The 19,057-nt window shown below is 43.4% G+C and carries 18 protein-coding genes and 5 tRNA genes; 3 read left to right on the top strand and 20 right to left on the bottom strand.

Annotated elements, in window-relative coordinates:
• Window positions 1-65: 65 nt before the first annotated feature.
• The 15 genes from rplL to rpsU form a co-directional block, all read right to left on the bottom strand.
• Window positions 66-440 (bottom strand): 50S ribosomal protein L7/L12, encoded by a 375-nt coding sequence (gene rplL, locus CLIN57ABFB40_RS18280; protein ID WP_002558082.1) that lies wholly within the window; start codon window positions 438-440, stop codon window positions 66-68.
• A 46-nt stretch (window positions 441-486) separates the two neighbouring features.
• A complete protein-coding gene (rplJ, locus tag CLIN57ABFB40_RS18275) occupies window positions 487-1,005 on the bottom strand; it encodes a 50S ribosomal protein L10 (protein WP_175631404.1) in 519 nt (172 codons plus the stop codon).
• Window positions 1,006-1,020: 15 nt separating this feature from the next.
• Window positions 1,021-1,719 carry a 50S ribosomal protein L1 gene (gene rplA, locus CLIN57ABFB40_RS18270; protein WP_175631403.1) on the bottom strand — a complete coding sequence of 233 codons (699 nt, stop codon included), beginning with the start codon at window positions 1,717-1,719 and terminating at the stop codon, window positions 1,021-1,023.
• A 15-nt stretch (window positions 1,720-1,734) separates the two neighbouring features.
• Window positions 1,735-2,178 (bottom strand): 50S ribosomal protein L11, encoded by a 444-nt coding sequence (gene rplK / locus CLIN57ABFB40_RS18265; protein WP_175631402.1) that lies wholly within the window; start codon window positions 2,176-2,178, stop codon window positions 1,735-1,737.
• A gap of 62 nt (window positions 2,179-2,240) precedes the next feature.
• Window positions 2,241-2,783 carry a transcription termination/antitermination protein NusG gene (nusG, locus tag CLIN57ABFB40_RS18260; protein WP_007755661.1) on the bottom strand — a complete coding sequence of 181 codons (543 nt, stop codon included), beginning with the start codon at window positions 2,781-2,783 and terminating at the stop codon, window positions 2,241-2,243.
• A 16-nt stretch (window positions 2,784-2,799) separates the two neighbouring features.
• On the bottom strand, window positions 2,800-2,991 hold the full coding sequence (secE, locus tag CLIN57ABFB40_RS18255; protein ID WP_175631401.1) for a preprotein translocase subunit SecE: 192 nt from the start codon (window positions 2,989-2,991) through the stop codon (window positions 2,800-2,802).
• Window positions 2,992-3,005: 14 nt separating this feature from the next.
• Window positions 3,006-3,078 (bottom strand) — tRNA-Trp (locus CLIN57ABFB40_RS18250).
• A 53-nt stretch (window positions 3,079-3,131) separates the two neighbouring features.
• Window positions 3,132-4,316 (bottom strand): elongation factor Tu, encoded by a 1,185-nt coding sequence (gene tuf, locus CLIN57ABFB40_RS18245; RefSeq protein WP_175631400.1) that lies wholly within the window; start codon window positions 4,314-4,316, stop codon window positions 3,132-3,134.
• A gap of 49 nt (window positions 4,317-4,365) precedes the next feature.
• A tRNA-Thr gene (locus CLIN57ABFB40_RS18240) sits at window positions 4,366-4,437 on the bottom strand.
• An 11-nt stretch (window positions 4,438-4,448) separates the two neighbouring features.
• Window positions 4,449-4,521 (bottom strand) — tRNA-Gly (locus CLIN57ABFB40_RS18235).
• A gap of 30 nt (window positions 4,522-4,551) precedes the next feature.
• A tRNA-Tyr gene (locus CLIN57ABFB40_RS18230) sits at window positions 4,552-4,634 on the bottom strand.
• Between the two features lie 80 nt (window positions 4,635-4,714).
• Window positions 4,715-4,788 (bottom strand) — tRNA-Thr (locus CLIN57ABFB40_RS18225).
• A 97-nt stretch (window positions 4,789-4,885) separates the two neighbouring features.
• The gene (gene hpf, locus CLIN57ABFB40_RS18220) at window positions 4,886-5,185 is read right to left on the bottom strand and encodes a ribosome hibernation-promoting factor, HPF/YfiA family (RefSeq protein WP_175631399.1); all 300 of its coding nucleotides are present in this window, start codon (window positions 5,183-5,185) and stop codon (window positions 4,886-4,888) included.
• Window positions 5,186-5,202: 17 nt separating this feature from the next.
• Window positions 5,203-6,084: a tyrosine recombinase XerC gene (locus tag CLIN57ABFB40_RS18215; RefSeq protein WP_175631398.1), complete on the bottom strand. Its 882-nt coding sequence runs from the start codon at window positions 6,082-6,084 to the stop codon at window positions 5,203-5,205.
• A gap of 73 nt (window positions 6,085-6,157) precedes the next feature.
• Window positions 6,158-6,349: a 30S ribosomal protein S21 gene (gene rpsU / locus CLIN57ABFB40_RS18210; protein WP_175631397.1), complete on the bottom strand. Its 192-nt coding sequence runs from the start codon at window positions 6,347-6,349 to the stop codon at window positions 6,158-6,160.
• 187 nt (window positions 6,350-6,536) lie between these two features.
• Between rpsU and CLIN57ABFB40_RS18205 the strand changes: the two genes are divergently transcribed.
• Entirely contained in the window at window positions 6,537-8,318 is a 1,782-nt protein-coding gene (locus CLIN57ABFB40_RS18205; protein WP_175631396.1) for an aminopeptidase P family protein, read from the top strand.
• 124 nt (window positions 8,319-8,442) lie between these two features.
• Window positions 8,443-8,955, top strand: coding sequence for a gamma carbonic anhydrase family protein (locus CLIN57ABFB40_RS18200; protein WP_167959847.1), 513 nt, complete (start codon window positions 8,443-8,445; stop codon window positions 8,953-8,955).
• Window positions 8,956-9,273: 318 nt separating this feature from the next.
• On the opposite strand, the gene CLIN57ABFB40_RS18195 is transcribed toward CLIN57ABFB40_RS18200, so the two are convergent.
• Both CLIN57ABFB40_RS18195 and gltX read right to left on the bottom strand, forming a co-directional pair.
• Window positions 9,274-10,497 carry a 3-deoxy-D-manno-octulosonic acid transferase gene (locus tag CLIN57ABFB40_RS18195; RefSeq protein WP_175631395.1) on the bottom strand — a complete coding sequence of 408 codons (1,224 nt, stop codon included), beginning with the start codon at window positions 10,495-10,497 and terminating at the stop codon, window positions 9,274-9,276.
• Window positions 10,498-10,510: 13 nt separating this feature from the next.
• Window positions 10,511-12,028, bottom strand: coding sequence for a glutamate--tRNA ligase (gene gltX, locus CLIN57ABFB40_RS18190; RefSeq protein WP_175631394.1), 1,518 nt, complete (start codon window positions 12,026-12,028; stop codon window positions 10,511-10,513).
• A gap of 94 nt (window positions 12,029-12,122) precedes the next feature.
• Between gltX and CLIN57ABFB40_RS18185 the strand changes: the two genes are divergently transcribed.
• Window positions 12,123-14,195 carry an HD family phosphohydrolase gene (locus CLIN57ABFB40_RS18185; protein ID WP_175631393.1) on the top strand — a complete coding sequence of 691 codons (2,073 nt, stop codon included), beginning with the start codon at window positions 12,123-12,125 and terminating at the stop codon, window positions 14,193-14,195.
• Here CLIN57ABFB40_RS18185 and CLIN57ABFB40_RS18180 read toward each other — a convergent pair.
• The 3 genes from CLIN57ABFB40_RS18180 to priA are packed head-to-tail and all read right to left on the bottom strand — an operon-like array spanning window position 14,170 to window position 19,011.
• Complete coding sequence (locus CLIN57ABFB40_RS18180; protein WP_175631392.1) at window positions 14,170-14,640, bottom strand: low molecular weight protein-tyrosine-phosphatase; 471 nt, start codon at window positions 14,638-14,640, stop codon at window positions 14,170-14,172. The genes CLIN57ABFB40_RS18185 and CLIN57ABFB40_RS18180 overlap by 26 nt on opposite strands.
• A gap of 60 nt (window positions 14,641-14,700) precedes the next feature.
• Window positions 14,701-16,497: a DUF4091 domain-containing protein gene (locus tag CLIN57ABFB40_RS18175; RefSeq protein WP_175631391.1), complete on the bottom strand. Its 1,797-nt coding sequence runs from the start codon at window positions 16,495-16,497 to the stop codon at window positions 14,701-14,703.
• A gap of 57 nt (window positions 16,498-16,554) precedes the next feature.
• Window positions 16,555-19,011, bottom strand: coding sequence for a primosomal protein N' (gene priA, locus CLIN57ABFB40_RS18170; protein ID WP_175631390.1), 2,457 nt, complete (start codon window positions 19,009-19,011; stop codon window positions 16,555-16,557).
• Window positions 19,012-19,057 lie beyond the last annotated feature (46 nt).

Raw genomic sequence — 19,057 nt, 5'->3', positions numbered from 1 at the left:
ACAAAAAGGTTAAGAATCCTCTTGTGAAGGATTCCTAACCGAATTACCTGATTACCAGGCCAATGTTATTTAAGTTCAACTTCAGCTCCAGCTTCTTCCAATGTTTTCTTCAATGATTCTGCTTCGTCTTTAGCCAAACCTTCTTTTACTACACTAGGAGCACCGTCAACCATGTCCTTAGCTTCTTTCAAACCAAGACCACAAGCTTCCTTAACGGCTTTAACTACCTGAAGTTTAGCTGCACCAGCGCTCTTCAATACTACGTCGAAAGAAGTTTTTTCTTCTACAGCAGCAGCACCAGCTGCGGGACCAGCAGCAACAGCTACAGCTGCAGCAGCAGGTTCAATACCGTATTCTTCTTTAAGGATAGTTGCAAGTTCATTAACTTCTTTTACTGTCAAGTTAACTAATTGTTCTGCAAAAGCTTTCAAATCTGCCATTTTTTGTATGATTTTAATTGTTTAAATACTTTGTTGTTTTATGAAATTATTCGGGTCTCTCACCAAGAGTTTTGAGTACTCCGTGAAGTGTGTTACCACCTGATTGAAGAGCAGAAATAACATTCTTCGCCGGAGATTGCAGCAATGCAACGATGTCAGCGATAACTTCATTCTTACTCTTGATTGCAACGAGAGCATCCAATTGGTCTGCACCAATGTAGAAACTTTCTTCTGCATATGCAGCTTTCAGTCCGGGGATACCGTCTTTTGCTTTGTCTTTGATCAGTTTGGCCGGTACGTTTGCAATGTTGCAGAACATAATAGCGGTAGTACCTTTCAAAGAGCCGTACAGAGGAGAGAAATCTTCTTCCAGGCTTTCGAGAGCCTTGTGAAGCAATGTGTTTTTAACCACCATCAGTTTGATGTCCGATTTAAAACAATCTCTTCTCAATGCGCTGGTAGCGGCAGCGTTCATAGCTGTAACGTCTACCAAATAGAAATGACCGTATTCCTTTACTGTAGCAGCAATCTGTGCTATAATCGAATTTTTATCTTCCTTTCTCATGATTAGTCTGTTTTATTAGATTTCTTCCACTGATTTCGGGTCAATCTTAATACCCGCACTCATTGTACTTGAAAGATAAATACTCTTAATATATGTACCCTTTGCTGCTGTCGGTTTCAGTTTGTTGAGCGTAGAGATAAACTCTTTCGCGTTGTCGCGAATCTGCTCAGGACTGAATGAAACCTTACCGATAGAAGTATGAACGATACCGCTCTTGTCAACTTTAAAGTCAATCTTACCTTGTTTTACTTCTTTTACAGCTTTAGCAACATCCATAGTTACAGTACCACTCTTCGGGTTCGGCATCAATCCGCGAGGACCGAGTACACGACCGAGTGCACCAATTTTACCCATGATAGACGGCATAGTGATAATCACGTCGATATCAGTCCATCCACCTTTGATCTTTTCAATATATTCGTCAAGACCAACATAGTCAGCGCCAGCTTCTTTTGCAGCAGCTTCAGCATCCGGTGTACAGAGCACCAACACACGTACTTGTTTACCAGTACCGTGAGGAAGTGAAACGACACCTCTCACCATCTGGTTGGCTTTACGTGGGTCAACGCCTAAACGTACATCGATATCCAGTGAAGCATCGAACTTGGTGAAAGTGATTTCCTTTACCAAAGATGCAGCTTCTTTCAGTGAGTATGCTTTCCCTGCTTCAATTTTTTCTGCAGCTAACTTTTGATTTTTTGTCAGTTTACCCATTACAATTGAAGTTTATTAGTTATTAACCGGGAACTCCCCTTTTACAGCGATACCCATACTTCTAGCTGTACCTGCAACCATTCTCATGGCAGCTTCCACAGTAAAACAGTTCAAGTCCACCAATTTGTCCTGAGCAATCGTACGAACCTGTTCCCAAGTAATCTCGGCAACTTTCTTACGGTTAGGCTCAGCAGAACCACTCTTTACCTTAGTCAATTCAAGCAATTGAATAGCAACGGGAGGAGTCTTGATTACAAAATCGAAAGACTTATCTGCGTAGTAAGTAATGATAACAGGCAAAATCTTACCTGCCTTGTCTTGGGTTCTGGCATTGAATTGCTTGCAAAATTCCATGATATTGATACCTTTGGAACCTAAAGCAGGTCCAACTGGGGGTGATGGATTTGCAGCGCCTCCTTTAATCTGTAATTTGATTAGTCCAGCAACTTCTTTAGCCATTTTTTTTATTGATTTATATATAAACATTAAACGAAGAACAACAACAGCGTAACAATTCCGCGTTATTCTTTTTCCACTTGCATAAAGCCCAATTCAAGCGGTGTTTTGCGCCCGAATATCTTTACCATGACCTTTAGTTTCTTTTTTTCACTATTCACTTCTTCAATGATACCACTGAATCCGCTGAAAGGACCAAAAGTAACTTTAACAGTTTCACCGACCACATACGGAATATTGAGTTCTTCACCCGTTTCCTGCAGTTCGTCAACTGTACCAAGTATACGATTCACTTCTGATTGTCTGAGAGGCACCGGTTTTTCAGAGCCGCCAAGAAAGCCTATCACATTCGGAGTGTTGCGCAAGTGATGAGAAACCTCACCAACCAAAGCAGCCTCCACCAAAACGTAACCAGGAAGATAACTTCTTTCCTTCACAATTTTTTTGCCATTGCGAACCTGGTAAACCTTTTCAGTAGGAATCAATACCTGAGATACATATTCACCAAGGTCGCTGTTTTTAATGTCAGCTTCAAGATATTCCTTTACCTTAGCTTCTTTTCCGCTAATAGCACGCAGAACGTACCATTTCTTCTCAATCTCAGCCATTTTTAATTCCTAATTTTTAATGTGGATAAACGATTTTTTCCATGAAGTTTTGGAAACAGAGATCCATACCCCATACTACCAATGCAATAAGCAGGGAAGCATATAAAACAACTACTGCACTGTTAGCAAGTTCGGAATACGTAGGCCACGATACTTTATGAACAAGTTCGTCGTAAGATTCTTTAATATAAGCTATTACCTTTTTCATTTCAATAATATTAGCACGGGAGGAGAGGCTCGAACTCCCGACACCCGGTTTTGGAGACCGGTGCTCTACCAACTGAGCTACTCCCGTGTGTACATAATCAGTTCCCGATACAAAACCGAGAACTGATTAATTATTGTGTATTAGTCAAGAATTTCTGTAATCTGACCAGCACCTACTGTACGTCCACCTTCGCGGATAGCGAAACGAAGACCTGGGTTCAATGCTACTGGGTAAATCAACTCAACTGTAATAGTTACGTTATCACCCGGCATTACCATTTCAGTTCCTTCCGGCAAAGTGATTTCACCTGTACAGTCCATAGTACGCAGATAGAACTGAGGACGATATTTATTGTGGAACGGAGTGTGACGACCACCTTCTTCTTTCTTCAGGATATAAACCTCAGCTTTGAATTTAGAGTGCGGTTTAATCTGACCTGGTTTACAAAGAACCATACCACGTTTGATTTCGTTCTTATCGATACCACGAAGCAACAAACCTACATTGTCACCAGCTTCACCTTGATCCAACAATTTACGGAACATTTCAACACCAGTTACAACTGATTTCTTATCTTCACCCAAACCAAGGATTTCAACTTCGTCACCTACATGGATAACACCAGTTTCGATACGACCTGTTGCAACAGTACCACGACCTGTGATAGAGAATACATCTTCAACCGGCATCAAGAAAGGTTTATCAACATCACGCGGAGGCAGCGGAATCCAGTTATCAACAGCATCCATCAATTCCATAACTTTGTCTTCCCACTTTTCAACGCCGTTCAATGCGCCAAGAGCAGAACCCTGAACAATAGGAGTATTGTCACCATCGAAGTCATAGAACGAAAGAAGTTCTCTCATTTCCATTTCAACGAGTTCCAACATTTCAGCATCGTCTACCATATCGCACTTGTTCAAGAACACAACCAAACGAGGAACGTTTACCTGACGAGCCAACAAGATATGTTCGCGAGTCTGAGGCATCGGACCATCAGTTGCAGCACAAACAATGATAGCACCATCCATCTGAGCAGCACCAGTTACCATGTTCTTTACGTAGTCAGCGTGTCCCGGGCAGTCAACGTGTGCGTAGTGACGGTTAGCTGTTTCGTACTCAACGTGTGAAGTATTAATAGTAATACCTCTTTCTTTTTCCTCAGGAGCGTTGTCGATAGAATCGAAAGAACGCAACTCAGAAAGACCTTTTTTTGCCAACACAGTAGTGATAGCAGCAGTCAACGTTGTCTTACCGTGGTCTACGTGACCGATTGTACCAATGTTTACGTGCGGTTTGGTACGTTCAAATTTCTCTTTAGCCATAGCTTTACTTGTTATTTATTTGATTAATAATCAGCATTTACATCTTATGAGCTGTTACCGGGACTTGAACCCGGGACCTCTTCCTTACCAAGGAAGTGCTCTACCGCTGAGCTATAACAGCAAGAAAAAAAGAGCGGAAGACGGGGCTCAAACCCGCGACCCTCAGCTTGGAAGGCTAATGCTCTATCAACTGAGCTACTTCCGCATTCTCGCCAAAGTTGTCACTTTGATTTTGTGGGCAAAGATGGATTCGAACCACCGAAGTCGAAAGACAGCAGATTTACAGTCTGCCCCATTTGGCCACTCTGGTATTTGCCCTTGCAATTCATTAAATAAAAGAACCAAAATCAAACAAAAAGACAAGTTCCGATGTTTTATCCTTGTTCTTCATTTTTTTGAGCCTCTTGTCGGATTCGAACCAACGACCCCGAGATTACAAATCACGTGCTCTGGCCAACTGAGCTAAAGAGGCATTCTAGCTAAAATTTGCAACCGCCACGTTCTAACGCGAGCGAAACGGCTGCAAATTTAGTTATTTATTTCTTTTTCGCAAAATATTTGCGCTTTTTTTATTTGCTACGCTGTTTTTCCTTGTATTTAACCAGCTGTTTACTGAGTGCTTCCACATCCAAATCAATCGATTCTTCATATGTATCACATACTTTACTTGCATAAAACTCCCCATTTGGAATAAGAATTTTAATGCCTGCTTCTTTATTTTCAGCAACCTCCGGTTTAACCACCTTTAATGACACCTCTACTTTCTTTATATCTTCGTAATATTTTTCCAACTTAGACACCTTCTTTTGAATAAATGCCTGCAATTGCTCTGACGCATCAAAGTGAATTGATTGAATTCTAATATCCATACTTACCTCCTTGTTTTTTAAGCTCTTGGATGAGCTTGTTTATACACTTTTTTAAGTTCTTCAAATGTAGCGTGCATATAAACCTCGGTAGTTGCTATACTCTCGTGGCCTAAAATTTCTTTCACCGCACCCAACTCTGCCTCATTATTCAGCATCGTGGTAGCAAAAGTATGCCTCAACACGTGAGGACTCTTTTTTTTCAGCGTCGCTACCTTTGACAGGTTCCGTTTCACCAAATTATAGACTAGATTCTTATAAAGCCGCCCGCCATCTTCTTTTATAAAAAAAGCTCCCGACCTCACCAAAATCGTTTCGTTTCTTATGCCAATATACCCAAGCATCAAATCCCGTAGCTCATCACCAAACGGAATCAACCGTTGCTTATTTCTTTTCCCAGTCACTTTAAGAAGAGAAGCCGAAAAATCCACATCCTTATCATCCAAACCTATCAATTCCGAAAGTCTCATACCAGTAGCATAAAACATTTCAATAATCAACCGGTCCCGACATCCTTTAAACCCTTTACCAAAATCCGTTTCATCCAACAGCCGATTCATTTCGCTTTCTTTCAAAAACACGGGCAACGGCTTTTTGTTCTTAGGCCCCTTTATTCTACATAAAGGATCTACAACCGCCTCCCCCTGTTTTAAAAGATACTTATAAAACGTCCGGAGCGAACTTAGCTTACGATTTACAGAAGTTGAGGTATATCCTCTATCCATCAATGAAACAATCCATTCACGAATCAGTCCAGCCTCAACCTCCAGCGGATCGAATTTCCCATACTCTTCCTGAGCAAACTCCCGTAGCTGCTTTATATCTTCACCGTATGCAAGAACGGTTTTTTCCGAATAGTTCCGCTCATACTGGAGATAATCAAGAAAAGATTCTATCAACATAATATCGCTACATCTAAAATCGTGCAACGAATGTATGAAAAGAATTCAATAATTCAAAGGAAATTACGAATTATTAATCTTCTACTTGCTGAAGTTTTTGTACGTAAACTGCACGTTCTCTCTTAAGTCTGTTAATTACAGACGGTTTGTCAAACTGCTGTCTGCTTCTCAGTTCTTTCACAATGCCAGTTTTCTCAAATTTTCTTTTAAACTTCTTCAGCGCTTTTTCAATGTTTTCGCCTTCTTTTACAGGTACTACAATCATTTTGTTACTATTAATATGTTATGATTAAAAATTTCCGCAGTCAAATTGCGCCGCAAAATTACACATACTTTCTTTATTCACAAAACTTTCGGCAAATATTTCTCAAAAACTATTCATAAACAAGGCATTAAACACAGAAAGTTAGTACCTTTGAGTCACTTATATACCAATTATAATATTATAAAGTATGAAACAGAGTATAAAAGAGAGATTGCATGCACTGCGCATGACATTCCACCCCAACCACATCAAGGCGTTTATCATCCCCAGCACTGATCCTCATCTAAGCGAATACGTAGCTCCCCATTGGATGTCACGTGAATGGATCTCCGGTTTTACCGGTTCCGCGGGCACTGTTGTCGTCTTAATGGATAAAGCCGGATTATGGACAGACTCCCGCTACTTTCTGCAAGCCGGGGAAGAGTTAGAAGGCAGCGGCATTACCTTATATAAAGAGATGTTGCCGGAAACCCCAAGTATCACAGAGTTTCTTTGCCAGAACTTAAAACCGGGTGAGTCAGTAAGCATAGACGGGAAAATGTTCTCCGTGCAACAGGTGGAACAGATGAAAGAAGAACTTGCAGCACATCAGTTACAGGTCGACATATTTGGCGATCCATTGCAAAATATATGGAAAGACCGCCCTTCTATACCCGATTCTACCGCTTTCATCTACGATATCAGCTATGCAGGAAAAAGTTGTGAAGAAAAGATTGCCGCTATCCGCACAGAGTTGAAAAGAAAAGGAGTTTATGCTTTATTCTTATCGGCTTTGGACGAAATAGCCTGGACGCTCAATTTGAGGGGGAGTGACGTACATTGCAATCCTGTCGTAATCAGCTATTTACTAATTACACAAGATGAAGTAACTTATTTCATTTCACCGGAGAAAGTCACTCAAGAGGTGGAATCTTATTTAAAAGAACAACATGTAAACCTGTATAATTACAACAAAGTAGAAAACTTCCTAAGCAGTTTTAGCGGTGAAAATATCCTTATCGACCCGAGGAAAACAAATTTCGCAATTTATTCCGCCATCAATCCTAAGTGTTCGATTACTCGTGGAGAATCTCCTGTGGCATTATTGAAAGCGATTCGCAATGAACAGGAAATTGCCGGCATACATGCCGCTATGCAACGGGATGGTATAGCGCTCGTCAAGTTTCTCAGATGGCTGGAAGAGTCTGTTCCTTCCGGTAAAGAAACGGAGTTGAGCGTGGACAAAAAGCTACGTAAATTCAGAGCTACCCAACCTCTTTATATGGGTGAAAGTTTCGACACAATCGCGGGATACAAAGAACACGGAGCAATCGTACATTATTCAGCGACACCAGAAAGCAATGCAACGCTCCAGCCAAAAGGATTTCTACTTTTAGATTCAGGAGCGCAGTATCTGGATGGAACAACCGACATCACACGAACGATTGCATTAGGCGAACTTACCGAAGAAGAAAAAACAGACTATACCTTAATATTAAAGGGACATATTGCATTAGCGATGGCAAAGTTTCCCGCCGGAACCCGCGGCGCCCAGCTAGATGTATTAGCACGTATGCCAATTTGGAGCCACGGAATGAATTTCCTTCATGGCACAGGACATGGGGTCGGTCATTTCCTCAGCGTACACGAAGGACCGCAAAGCATCCGCATGAACGAAAACCCCGTTGTATTACAACCGAGCATGGTTACTTCTAATGAACCGGGAGTTTATAAAGCCGGTAGCCACGGAATACGCACAGAAAACTTGACGCTAGTTTGCAAAGATAAAGAAGGTATGTTTGGAGATTATCTCAAGTTTGAAACAATTACCCTATGCCCTATCTGCAAGAAAGGGATAATCAAGGAGATGCTGACAAATGAAGAAATCGAATGGCTAAACAGTTATCATCAGACTGTTTACGAGAAACTATCTCCAAATCTCAGTGAAGAAGAAAAAGCCTGGTTACAAGAGGCGACTGCTTCCATTTAAACAGCACTTGTCCGACACCCGGATGACAGGCTATCCAAGCCACGAATCTCAGATATCATGCCCCCGAGTGTCAGCCAACATTCAATTACATTAAATTAAAAACCTCATTAGAAACAAATAGTTTATGGCTTTAATCAAATCAGTACGGGGATTCACTCCCGAAATCGGAGAGAACTGCTTCCTCGCAGATAACGCAACTATCATAGGAGACGTAAAAATAGGAAATGATTGTAGCATCTGGTTTAGTACCGTATTACGCGGTGATGTCAATTCCATACGAATAGGAAACGGAGTAAACATACAGGACGGAAGCGTGCTACATACATTATACCAGAAATCAATCATTGAAATCGGTGACCATGTTTCTGTGGGACACAATGTTACCATTCACGGAGCAACTATCAAAGATTATGCTTTAGTCGGAATGGGATCGACCATACTAGACCATGCTGTAGTTGGCGAAGGGGCAATTGTTGCTGCCGGCTCCCTGGTCCTAAGCAATACAGTAATCGAACCCGGAAGTATTTGGGGTGGAGTACCTGCCAAATTTATAAAAAAGGTAGACCCTGAACAGGCTAAAGAACTGAATCAAAAGATTGCACACAATTATCTGATGTATTCGCAATGGTATAAATAAAGGAGCAATTTTCCTGCGAGCACTATTGGCTGAACGAAAAGCAATGGGGCTATCTCTGGAAGCATTTTCAGATGTCAGGACTACCGATGTATCTGGTGATAGACAAGCAGGGAAATATAGCAAAACGGTTCATCCACGTGACACGGAAAGAACTGGAAGAAATATTAAAGCACGAAATCAATAAATAGCAGGCTAATAGCAAGACATGATGAAAAAATAAAATCTCCATAAGGTTTGTGCTCAAATCACTACTGACTCTTGGCACAACCTCATGGAGATAAATCCGATTTCCAACGCCTCATGAAAGGCGGTCTATATTTAGAAATTAATCATATGCATAATCTTCTCCGTAGCTCCGGCGTTGCTTGTCACATAATAACCCGCATTGGTACCGGTTTCACGCAAGAAAGCTTCATCTGTACGGAAACGTTCCAATAGACCTTTCAGTTCGTCATAATCCTTAATAGAGTAAGCACCTTTCGCTTCAAGCAATTGCATAGCTTCCATAAATTTCTGATACTTCGGTCCAAAAATTACGGGGATTCCATACACGGCAGCTTCCAGTGTATTATGGATACCTACGCCGAAACCACCACCAATATACGCAATCTCCCCATAGCGATAAATGGAAGAAAGCAATCCGAAGCAGTCTATAATCAGGCAGTCGGCTTTCAACACATTCTTTGCGTCAGCACGAGTATAGCGTACATATGGTCGTTTCAGTTTGCTGATTATTTCTACCAGGTGATTCTCATCTATCACGTGCGGAGCGATAATCAACTTCATTTCCGGGTGGTTATTGAAGTATTCGAGGAACAGGTCTTCGTCCGGTCCCCAAGAGCTTCCGGCAACAAAAGTAAAGGCATTGTCGCCCTTGAATTTTTTTACCAACGGAAGGTCTTTGGCTTCTTCGCGGATCTGCAACACCCTGTCGAAACGAGTATCACCCACTACCGTCACACGATTGATGCCAATCTTCGATAAATAGCGCTTTGAAGCCTCGTTCTGCACAAACAAATGATCGAAATCCTTCAAGACACTGCGATAAGTTCCACCGTACCATTTAAAAAATATCTGTTCGCGACGGAAGATAGACGATACACTATATACCGGAATACGGCGTTTGTGAAGTGCATCCAAATAATTCTTCCAGAACTCATACTTGATAAAGAACGCCATACAAGGATTCGCAATATCAAGGAACTTTTTCACGTTCCTCGGTTTGTCAAACGGCAGATAGCAGACAACATCCGCTCCCCGGTAGTGCTTGCGCACCTCATAGCCGGAAGGAGAAAAGAATGTCAGCAATATCTTGTAGTCCGGATATTTTGCCCGAATCATTTCAATCAAGGGACGCCCCTGTTCAAACTCACCTAATGAAGCAGCATGGAACCAGATATACCGCTCCCCTTTCTCCACTTGTTGGCGCAGAAGTTCATATACCACCCAATGCCCCTTCATCATCTTCCGGGGCTTGCGGCTAAACGGAGCGGCTAAATGGACTATAAAGTCATAAATGACTATTGCCAGGTCGTAAAGCATAGTACTGTGTCGATTACTTCAAAACCTCTATCGCCCGCTTCATACGAGCTATCGTCTCCTCTTTACCCAATACCCATGAAATATCGAACATATGCGGTCCTTTTCCTTCACCCACCAAAGTCAGTCGGAAAGCATTCATGATATTGCCTGTATGATAGCCTTTTTCGGCAATCCAGTCCATTACGACCTTTTCCTGTCCTTCGATACTAAAATCCTCGATGCCGGCAATCACTTCCGCCAATTCAGTCATACACTTTGCGGAATCTTCTTTCCAACGTTTCTTCACAGTCTTTTCATCATATTCGGCAGGAGCCACAAAGAAGAAGCCACATACATCCCACAGTTCTTTAACGAAACTAACGCGGTCTTTCATCATGCCAACCACTGTCACTACCTTTTCGAAAGGAGCTTCCACTCCATGTTCCTTCAACACAGGCAGGAACAACTCAGCTATTTCCTCATTCGGCTTCTGCTGGATATACTGATGATTGAACCATATCCCTTTCTTGTAGTCGAATTTAGCCCCCGACTTACTACAACGGCGCAGGTCGAACAACTTTATCAGTTCGTCCATCGACATCACTTCTTGGTCGTTGCCCGGATTCCATCCCAGCAAAGCAAGGAAATTGATTACCGCTTCGGGCAGATAGCCGGATTCACGATAACCAGAAGACACTTCCCCAGATTTCGGGTCATGCCATTCCAGCGGAAATACAGGGAATCCCAGACGGTCACCGTCACGCTTGCTCAGTTTTCCATTACCTTCCGGTTTCAGCAGCAAGGGCAAGTGGGCAAATTCAGGCATCGTATCTTCCCAACCGAAAGCACGATACAACAGCACATGCAAGGGTGCGGAAGGCAACCACTCTTCACCGCGAATCACGTGAGACACTTCCATCAAATGGTCGTCTACGATATTTGCCAGATGGTAAGTAGGCAGTTCATCAGCCGATTTATAAAGCACCTTGTCATCAAGGATAGATGAATTGATAATCACTTCACCACGAATCAGGTCGTTCACATGCACATCCTCATTCGGTTCTATTTTGAAACGGACTACATATTGTTTGCCTTCAGCAATCAGTGCATCCACTTCTTCTTTCGACATAGTCAGCGAATTGCGCATCATTCCACGTGTAGATGCGTCATATTGGAAGTTAGCAATTTCCGCGCGTTTAGCATCCAGTTCCTCCGGAGTATCAAAAGCGATGTATGCCTTTCCATTTTCCAGCAAAACCTGCACGTATTTCTTGTAGATTTCGCGGCGTTCGGACTGACGGTACGGGCCATGTTCGCCACCGAAACTCACACCTTCATCAAAATGGATACCCAACCACTTGAAAGATTCGAGTATGTACTCTTCCGCTCCCGGAACAAACCGGTGAGAGTCAGTATCTTCAATACGAAATATCAGGTCTCCGTCGTGTTGACGCGCAAATAGATAATTATACAAAGCTGTACGCACACCACCGATGTGCAATGCTCCAGTAGGACTCGGAGCAAAACGAACTCTTACTTTTCTTTCTGCCATAATTTGGGTTAGTATAGGTAAATCATGGCAAAATTAAACCTTTTTTTCCACACTATTGTTTTTTTTTGTACTTTTCGCAAAAATTTCAGTGGATATGGAACATTTGAAGAATAAAAAGAGTTTTTCATGGAGAGATTTGCTATATAAATCACTGCTGTTTGTGAGCACTGTGGCACTGATAGTCTATTTTCTGCCGCGTGACGGCAAGTTCAACTATCAGTTTGACATAAACAAGCCCTGGAAATACGGACAACTGATAGCCACTTTCGACTTTCCTATTTATAAGGACGATGCAGTGGTGAAGAAAGAGCAGGACAGCCTGTTAGCTCTTTTCCAGCCTTATTACGAGCTTGACAAGAAAATCGAAAAGGATGCGATAGCCAAACTGAAAGAGAACTATCACACGAATCTGAAAGGAATACTTCCTTCCATAGATTACCTGCGCTACATTGAACGCACCCTAAAAGCCATCTACCAAGCCGGGATTGTGTCTACGGAAAACATCCAGCAACTACAAAAAGACAGCACCACGTCTATCATGGTCATTGATGACAAACTTGCCAATTCACATCCGACAGACGATATTTATACTGTAAAAAAAGCATATGAATACCTGCTTTCGGCAGATTCCGTCCACTTCAACCGGGAGATTCTCAGGCAATGTTCGTTGAACGAATACATCACTCCTAACCTCACATTTGACGAGCAGAGAACCCAGACAGCCAAGGAAGAGATGCTGAACAGCTATTCCTGGGCAAAAGGGCTTGTAGTCAGCGGACAAAAGATTATCGACCGGGGCGAAATCATCAGCACTGAAACTTACAACATACTGGAGTCGCTACGTAAAGAATCCATCAAGCGCAATGAATCCATGGGACAAAGCCGGCTGATTCTTGGCGGGCAAATCCTGTTTGTCGGCATGCTGATACTCTGCTTCATGCTCTATCTTGACTTGTTCAGGAAAGATTATTACCAGCGGAAAGGCAGTTTATCGTTACTCTTTACATTGATTGTATTTTATAGCATCGTCACGGCTTTTATGGTGGCACATAATGTATTTAATGTGTATATTATTCCTTATGCGATGCTACCTATTATTATACGCGTGTTCCTCGATTCGAGGACAGCGTTCCTTACCCATGTCATCACAATATTGATTTGTTCTATATCCCTGCGTTTCCCGCATGAGTTTATCCTCACCCAGCTAGCAGCAGGGATGGTGGCAATATTCAGTTTAAGGGAACTCTCGCAGAGGTCACAGCTTTTCCGCACAGCCTTGTTAGTCATACTGACTTATGCCGCTGTTTATTTTGCTTTTGAGCTAATGACGGAGAACGGGCTTTCAAATGACTTCTCAAAGTTGAATATACGGATGTACACCTATTTCTTTATTAATGGAATCTTACTGTTATTCGCTTATCCGTTGCTATTCTTACTCGAAAAAATGTTCGGATTTACCTCGAATGTGACGTTGGTGGAACTTTCGAACATCAATAATGACCTGTTGAGACAAATGTCCGAGACAGTCCCCGGAACGTTCCAACATTCCATGCAAGTAGCCAACCTAGCGGCAGAGGCGGCTATCCGCATCGGCGCCAAAAGCCAGTTGGTACGTACAGGAGCGTTGTATCACGATATAGGGAAGATGGAAAATCCGGCATTCTTTACAGAGAACCAGTCAGGCGGAGTCAATCCGCACAAGAACCTGGGTTACGAACAAAGTGCGCAGGTGGTTATCAACCATGTCACAGACGGATTAAAGTTGGCTGATAAGCATAACCTGCCTAAAGCCGTCAAAGACTTTATCAGCACCCATCACGGACAGGGAAAAACCAAATATTTCTACATTTCATGGAAGAACGAGCATCCGGATGAGGAGCCGAACGAAGAATTGTTCACTTATCCCGGACCGAATCCATTCACCAAAGAACAGGCTATCCTGATGATGGCAGATGCTGTGGAAGCCGCGTCACGCAGCCTGCCGGAGTATACAGAAGAAAGCATCAGTAACCTGGTCGACAAGATTATCGACTCCCAGGTTACTGAAGGTTATTTCAAAGAATGTCCCATCACTTTCAAGGACATCGCAACAGTGAAAGCTGTATTCAAGGAAAAATTAAAGATTGCTTATCATACCCGAATCAGCTATCCTGAGTTAAAGAAGTAAGCAGCCCTGCACAGGCATCTTCAAGCACATCGAGCACATATTCAAATCCCTCGGCTCCTCCATAGTAGGGGTCGGGGACGTGATCCGCAGGAATACGGGTACAATATTCTGTCATGCGATGAATTTTCTTCCACTCTTCGGGAGAAGGAGATTTATCCTTCAAGTCATCTATATTCCGGTCGTCCATACCGATGATTAAATCAAAATTATAAAAATCTTCCGTACGGACAGGACGCGAACGATGCACCAGTTCATAGCCACGTCGTGCCGCATGGGCACGCATTCGGCTATCCGGCAATTCGCCCTGATGATAAGACAGGATTCCGGCAGAGTCTATCACAAACTCTTTTTCCAGTCCTGCTTCTTTTACCAAGTGAAGCATTACGCCCTCTGCCGTAGAGCTACGGCAGATATTTCCCAGGCAAACGAATAATATTTTCTTCATAATTAACTTTTAATACTTGACAATACGCCGCAAGGAAACCTTGCTCCGGCGCTACGCCGGTTACAATGAATTCAATATCTGATTAGCGCGGTTCACGGTGACTGCTGCCGGAATCTCCGGCATATCCCCCAGATTGAACGGAGCCAACATCTTTTCTATTTTCTTTAATCCGGCTTTGTCTCCTTTCTTCTCAAATTCCTGGCGAAGAATATTTATTTTCTCATGCGCCTGTACTCCTTCTATCAAACGTTCGAAGCGGATACAGCTACGTGCTCCGGGGTATACCAAATACGTATCTCCGGCAGCCCACGTACGGAAACGTGAATCGAGCAACGGTTCCAACGGCCAACTATTATATGCCCAACGCAGATAACCATCCAAATGTTTCTTTGAAGAATAGAAACTCATCCAGGCAGCTTCTGCCGGGTCAGAGAAAGTAAACGTATTAGGATGCGCTTCCGTGCAACAGGTATAATAGGTGGTGCGCTTATTCTCAGCTTTACGGCGGATACGTACATCTTCGGGGTAGTTCTGACCGATTACAATGCAATAATCATACAAATCCGGTTCAATCTCCGCATGATAATTTCCCGCCAACGAAACTTTAAAATCCGGGTCAGCCTTGCGAATCACTTTCAATGTTTTCTGCATCACATCCATCGGACGTTCGTCCATTGCGATAGTGCAAATATCAAACCAGCCTTTTTCTTTCAGATGCTTGGAGAAAGAATCAAGCATTGCCACCCACATTTCTTCATAAGCCTGTTCTCCCGGAGCAGTCTTCACCGATTTCAGAGAGTTCGTTGCCTGGTCGTAGTATTGGAAAGACAGCTTCCAGGGCACCATCGAGTAACAGTTAATCTGCTTGTCAATGCCAACGCTCATCATAAACTCTACCCAACGGTCGAAGATAGTATAGTCAAAAGCCCATGTACCATCCGCACGCTTCATCCAGGTCACCATTGTATCGAAATAATCTTCCGTCTGCCCGTTCCAAGGCTTATGCATCAAAGTAGCTGTGATAATCTTCTGTCCGGCATTTGCCAACATTTTCATCAAAGGACGCATGGCGTCGAGATGCTCCTGGCTCCACAGAGGAACCTGATAATAACGGGCTACGGCATATGGACTTTGCCACAAATCCAGATGAAAAGCCCATTCCGATGGTTGGGGAAGCTCGCGGGAAGAAACATTTATTTCAAGATTCAGACGTTGCAACAGGCGTGAACCGTCGTTGACCAATAATTCACCTTTATAAGCTCCGGGAGCAGCAGATTGTGGAATCCAACATTGCACCCAGATAGGTTGGACGGTGCGGACAGGCAATGTCATTGACTTCAGGTTCGGGTCAATCGGGTCGGCTACCAGCAGCGAATCGAAGTCCGCCGATTTGCGGTAACCGCAAGCCCCTCTCCCATCCTTGTTCAGTTCATCTGTCATCACATAACGTACAAATCCGGCAGTCAATGCTTCTTTTGGAAGCATGTTCCCTTTCTTATCTTTAAAGTCGGAAAAGCTGAAGTTCAAGTCTTGCAATTCTGTTCCTGTCCATACAACAGCCTGGGCATTTACACGTTCACCGCGCCAGCCCTTCAGAGAAATAGTCTTTTGATTTTTCAATGAGGGAAGTTGATGTTTCGCATAGCGGGTGTCTGTTGTACCCCAAGAGACTTGCGTCGTTGTAACTGCCGCCCATTCCTTCTCGGAAGGTATCGCAGGGTCAGGCAATTCCTGATAAGTCCCCAGAGGGAATTTCGGTTGTCCTGTCGGGGTTCCACACTGAGTAACTCCTTGCTGGGCAAACAGAGCACTCATACTAAATAGACTGGCTAAAGAAATAATAGTAAGTCGTTTCATGGTTAGTTAGTTAATTAAATGAATAAAGGTTATTTATAAGGGGAATAATTTCTTTCATCACATAGGATCCACATCATAATAGATAATCAAAGATTTGTAATGTTCGTCTTCAATCATCTCACGCTGGATGCGCAGCAATAGTTCCCGTGCACGTCCCATCGGTGCATTCTGCTCAATCTTCACCACTATCTTTTTAATAAATAATGTTTGGATACGGGCAACCGGCGGTTTATCCGGCCCCAACACACGGTTACCGAATACAGCTCTCAGTTTGTTTGCCATCACTGCCGCCATTTGGTCGAGCAAAGCTTCATTATGATTTTTAAGATAGACATATACCAGGCGGTAATAAGGCGGATAATGGAACATCTGACGTTCCGCCAGTTGTCCGTTCACCATATCCTCATAATCATTGGCGATGACCTGGTGAATAATCGGATGCTCGATGCTTTTGGTTTGCAGCACCACTCGTCCGCGCTTGTTCTTACGTCCGGCACGTCCCGCTACTTGCGCCATCAGTTGGAAGGCGCGCTCGTAAGAACGGAAATCGGGATAGTTCAGCATGGTATCCGCGTTCAATATTCCAACAACACTTACATGGTCGAAGTCCAGTCCTTTGGATACCATTTGCGTCCCGATGAGTATGTCCGTCTTTCCCTGCTCAAAGTCCGCGATAATCTTCTCGTAGGCGGAACGGGTACGGGTAGTATCCAAGTCCATTCGTGCTACGGCAGCTTCCGGAAAAAGGACTTTAATGTCATCTTCAATCTTTTCCGTACCAAAACCGCGGTTTACCAATTCCGTCCCTTCACAAGCAGGACAAGCCTTCGGAAGTTGGTAGGTATAGCCACAATAGTGGCAGGTCAGTTGATTGATACCTTTATGATAGGTAAGGCTTACATCACAGTTCTTACACTTCGGCACCCAACCGCAGGTACGACATTCTATCATCGGAGCAAAACCACGACGGTTCTGAAAAAGAATCACCTGCTCCTTCTGCTCCAAAGCCTCTTTCATATATTGTATCAGAAGTGGTGAGAACTGCCCCACCATCCTCTTCTTGCGATGCAATTCCTTTATATCGACCGGAATAATCTCCGGCAACTGGATTTCTTTATACCGTTCTTTCAGTTGTACAAAGCCGTATTTTCCATCCATCGCATTCTGCCATGACTCGATGGATGGCGTAGCTGTTCCCAACAGAGTCTTGGCTCCATACATGGCTGCCAACACTATCGCCGCACTACGGGCATGGTAACGCGGAGCAGGGTCTTGCTGCTTATAAGTATTTTCATGCTCTTCGTCCACAATCACCAGTCCCAGATTCCGGAAAGGCAGAAATACGGATGAACGGACACCCAAAATTATATCATATCCATTCTCTCCGAGTTGCTTCCGCCATATCTCAACCCGCTCGGCATCGGGAAATTTGGAATGATAAATACCCAGGCGCGAACCGAAGACACGCTGCAAGCGTTCCGTTATCTGAGTAGTCAGCGCAATTTCCGGCAACAAGTATAATACTTGCCTGCCCTGACGGATGGCTTCTTCTATCAGATGAATATATATTTCCGTCTTGCCGCTGGACGTTACCCCATGAAGCAAACAGACATTTTTCTCTCGAAAGGATTCTACTATCTCGTCATGTGCCCGTTGCTGAAACTCATTCAGAGCATTCAGTTCGACAACCTCTTTCTCCTGTTTGTTCAGCCGACCGATTTCATGATAGTAAATCTCGAAAATCTTCTTATCCACCAAGCCGTTCAATACGGCAGGAGCAACATTAGCCCGTTGCAGCAGTTCTTTCTTGGAGATTTCTTTCGGAGCACCGTCTCCCAAAATGCCCGAACACTCTACATATTTCATGAGAAGTGCCAGTTGCTTCGGAGCACGGGAGAGTATATCAAACAAAATATGAAGCCTCTTCTCGTCGGCTGCTCCGGCAAGACGCACCCGTGCTTCCGTCTTAGGCTTATAAGTACGCCGCAATTCTTCCTTTACGAAAATCGCTTCTTTATCAAGCAAGGATTTAATGGCAGTAAGGATATTCTTGACACCGCTATCCTTTTCCAGTTTAGTGACGCATTGCTGCGAATCGACAGCCAGCAAATCCAGAATGCGCTGTTCACGTTCCGGCAATGGCGCGTCCGCTTCAAAGTCGGGATTATATTCTACAATCGTTTCACTTTCAAGTTTCAGCCCCGAAGGCAATGCCGCCTTATATACATCTCCCTGCGTACAGAGGTAGTAATCGGCTATCCATTCCCAGAATTTGAACTGATTCGGCAATAAAATAGGAGAAGCATCCAGTAATGTCGATATGTCTTTCACTTCATATTCTGTCGGAGCACAATAATGAACGTTACGGACAATAGCTGTATAGAACTTCTTTCGCCCGAAAGGAACCACCACGCGGCAGCCTATCTTCACTTCTTCCGCATACTCGTCCGGCAAAGAGTAAGTAAAGCTCTTCGGAAGCGGAAGTGGTAATATGACATCTACATATCTTTTCATTGCAGGCACAAAGATATAAAAAAAGAGGCTTCCGACAGTCGAAAGC

It is taken from the genome of Bacteroides acidifaciens, assembly GCF_903181435.1.
Lineage (GTDB): Bacteria > Bacteroidota > Bacteroidia > Bacteroidales > Bacteroidaceae > Bacteroides.
The sequence above is the reverse complement of the archived record's forward strand: the minus strand, read 5'-3'. Positions and strand labels throughout refer to the sequence as shown.

Excerpts from the sequence above, each read along its gene's own strand:
- rplL (WP_002558082.1), bottom strand. The coding sequence starts at position 440 with ATGGCAGATTTGAAAGCTTTTGCAGAACAATTAGTTAACTTGACAGTA.
- rplJ (WP_175631404.1), bottom strand. The coding sequence starts at position 1,005 with ATGAGAAAGGAAGATAAAAATTCGATTATAGCACAGATTGCTGCTACA.
- rplA (WP_175631403.1), bottom strand. The coding sequence starts at position 1,719 with ATGGGTAAACTGACAAAAAATCAAAAGTTAGCTGCAGAAAAAATTGAA.
- rplK (WP_175631402.1), bottom strand. The coding sequence starts at position 2,178 with ATGGCTAAAGAAGTTGCTGGACTAATCAAATTACAGATTAAAGGAGGC.
- nusG (WP_007755661.1), bottom strand. The coding sequence starts at position 2,783 with ATGGCTGAGATTGAGAAGAAATGGTACGTTCTGCGTGCTATTAGCGGA.
- secE (WP_175631401.1), bottom strand. The coding sequence starts at position 2,991 with ATGAAAAAGGTAATAGCTTATATTAAAGAATCTTACGACGAACTTGTT.
- tuf (WP_175631400.1), bottom strand. The coding sequence starts at position 4,316 with ATGGCTAAAGAGAAATTTGAACGTACCAAACCGCACGTAAACATTGGT.
- hpf (WP_175631399.1), bottom strand. The coding sequence starts at position 5,185 with ATGGATATTAGAATTCAATCAATTCACTTTGATGCGTCAGAGCAATTG.
- CLIN57ABFB40_RS18215 (WP_175631398.1), bottom strand. The coding sequence starts at position 6,084 with ATGTTGATAGAATCTTTTCTTGATTATCTCCAGTATGAGCGGAACTAT.
- rpsU (WP_175631397.1), bottom strand. The coding sequence starts at position 6,349 with ATGATTGTAGTACCTGTAAAAGAAGGCGAAAACATTGAAAAAGCGCTG.
- CLIN57ABFB40_RS18205 (WP_175631396.1), top strand. The coding sequence starts at position 6,537 with ATGAAACAGAGTATAAAAGAGAGATTGCATGCACTGCGCATGACATTC.
- CLIN57ABFB40_RS18200 (WP_167959847.1), top strand. The coding sequence starts at position 8,443 with ATGGCTTTAATCAAATCAGTACGGGGATTCACTCCCGAAATCGGAGAG.
- CLIN57ABFB40_RS18195 (WP_175631395.1), bottom strand. The coding sequence starts at position 10,497 with ATGCTTTACGACCTGGCAATAGTCATTTATGACTTTATAGTCCATTTA.
- gltX (WP_175631394.1), bottom strand. The coding sequence starts at position 12,028 with ATGGCAGAAAGAAAAGTAAGAGTTCGTTTTGCTCCGAGTCCTACTGGA.
- CLIN57ABFB40_RS18185 (WP_175631393.1), top strand. The coding sequence starts at position 12,123 with ATGGAACATTTGAAGAATAAAAAGAGTTTTTCATGGAGAGATTTGCTA.
- CLIN57ABFB40_RS18180 (WP_175631392.1), bottom strand. The coding sequence starts at position 14,640 with ATGAAGAAAATATTATTCGTTTGCCTGGGAAATATCTGCCGTAGCTCT.
- CLIN57ABFB40_RS18175 (WP_175631391.1), bottom strand. The coding sequence starts at position 16,497 with ATGAAACGACTTACTATTATTTCTTTAGCCAGTCTATTTAGTATGAGT.
- priA (WP_175631390.1), bottom strand. The coding sequence starts at position 19,011 with ATGAAAAGATATGTAGATGTCATATTACCACTTCCGCTTCCGAAGAGC.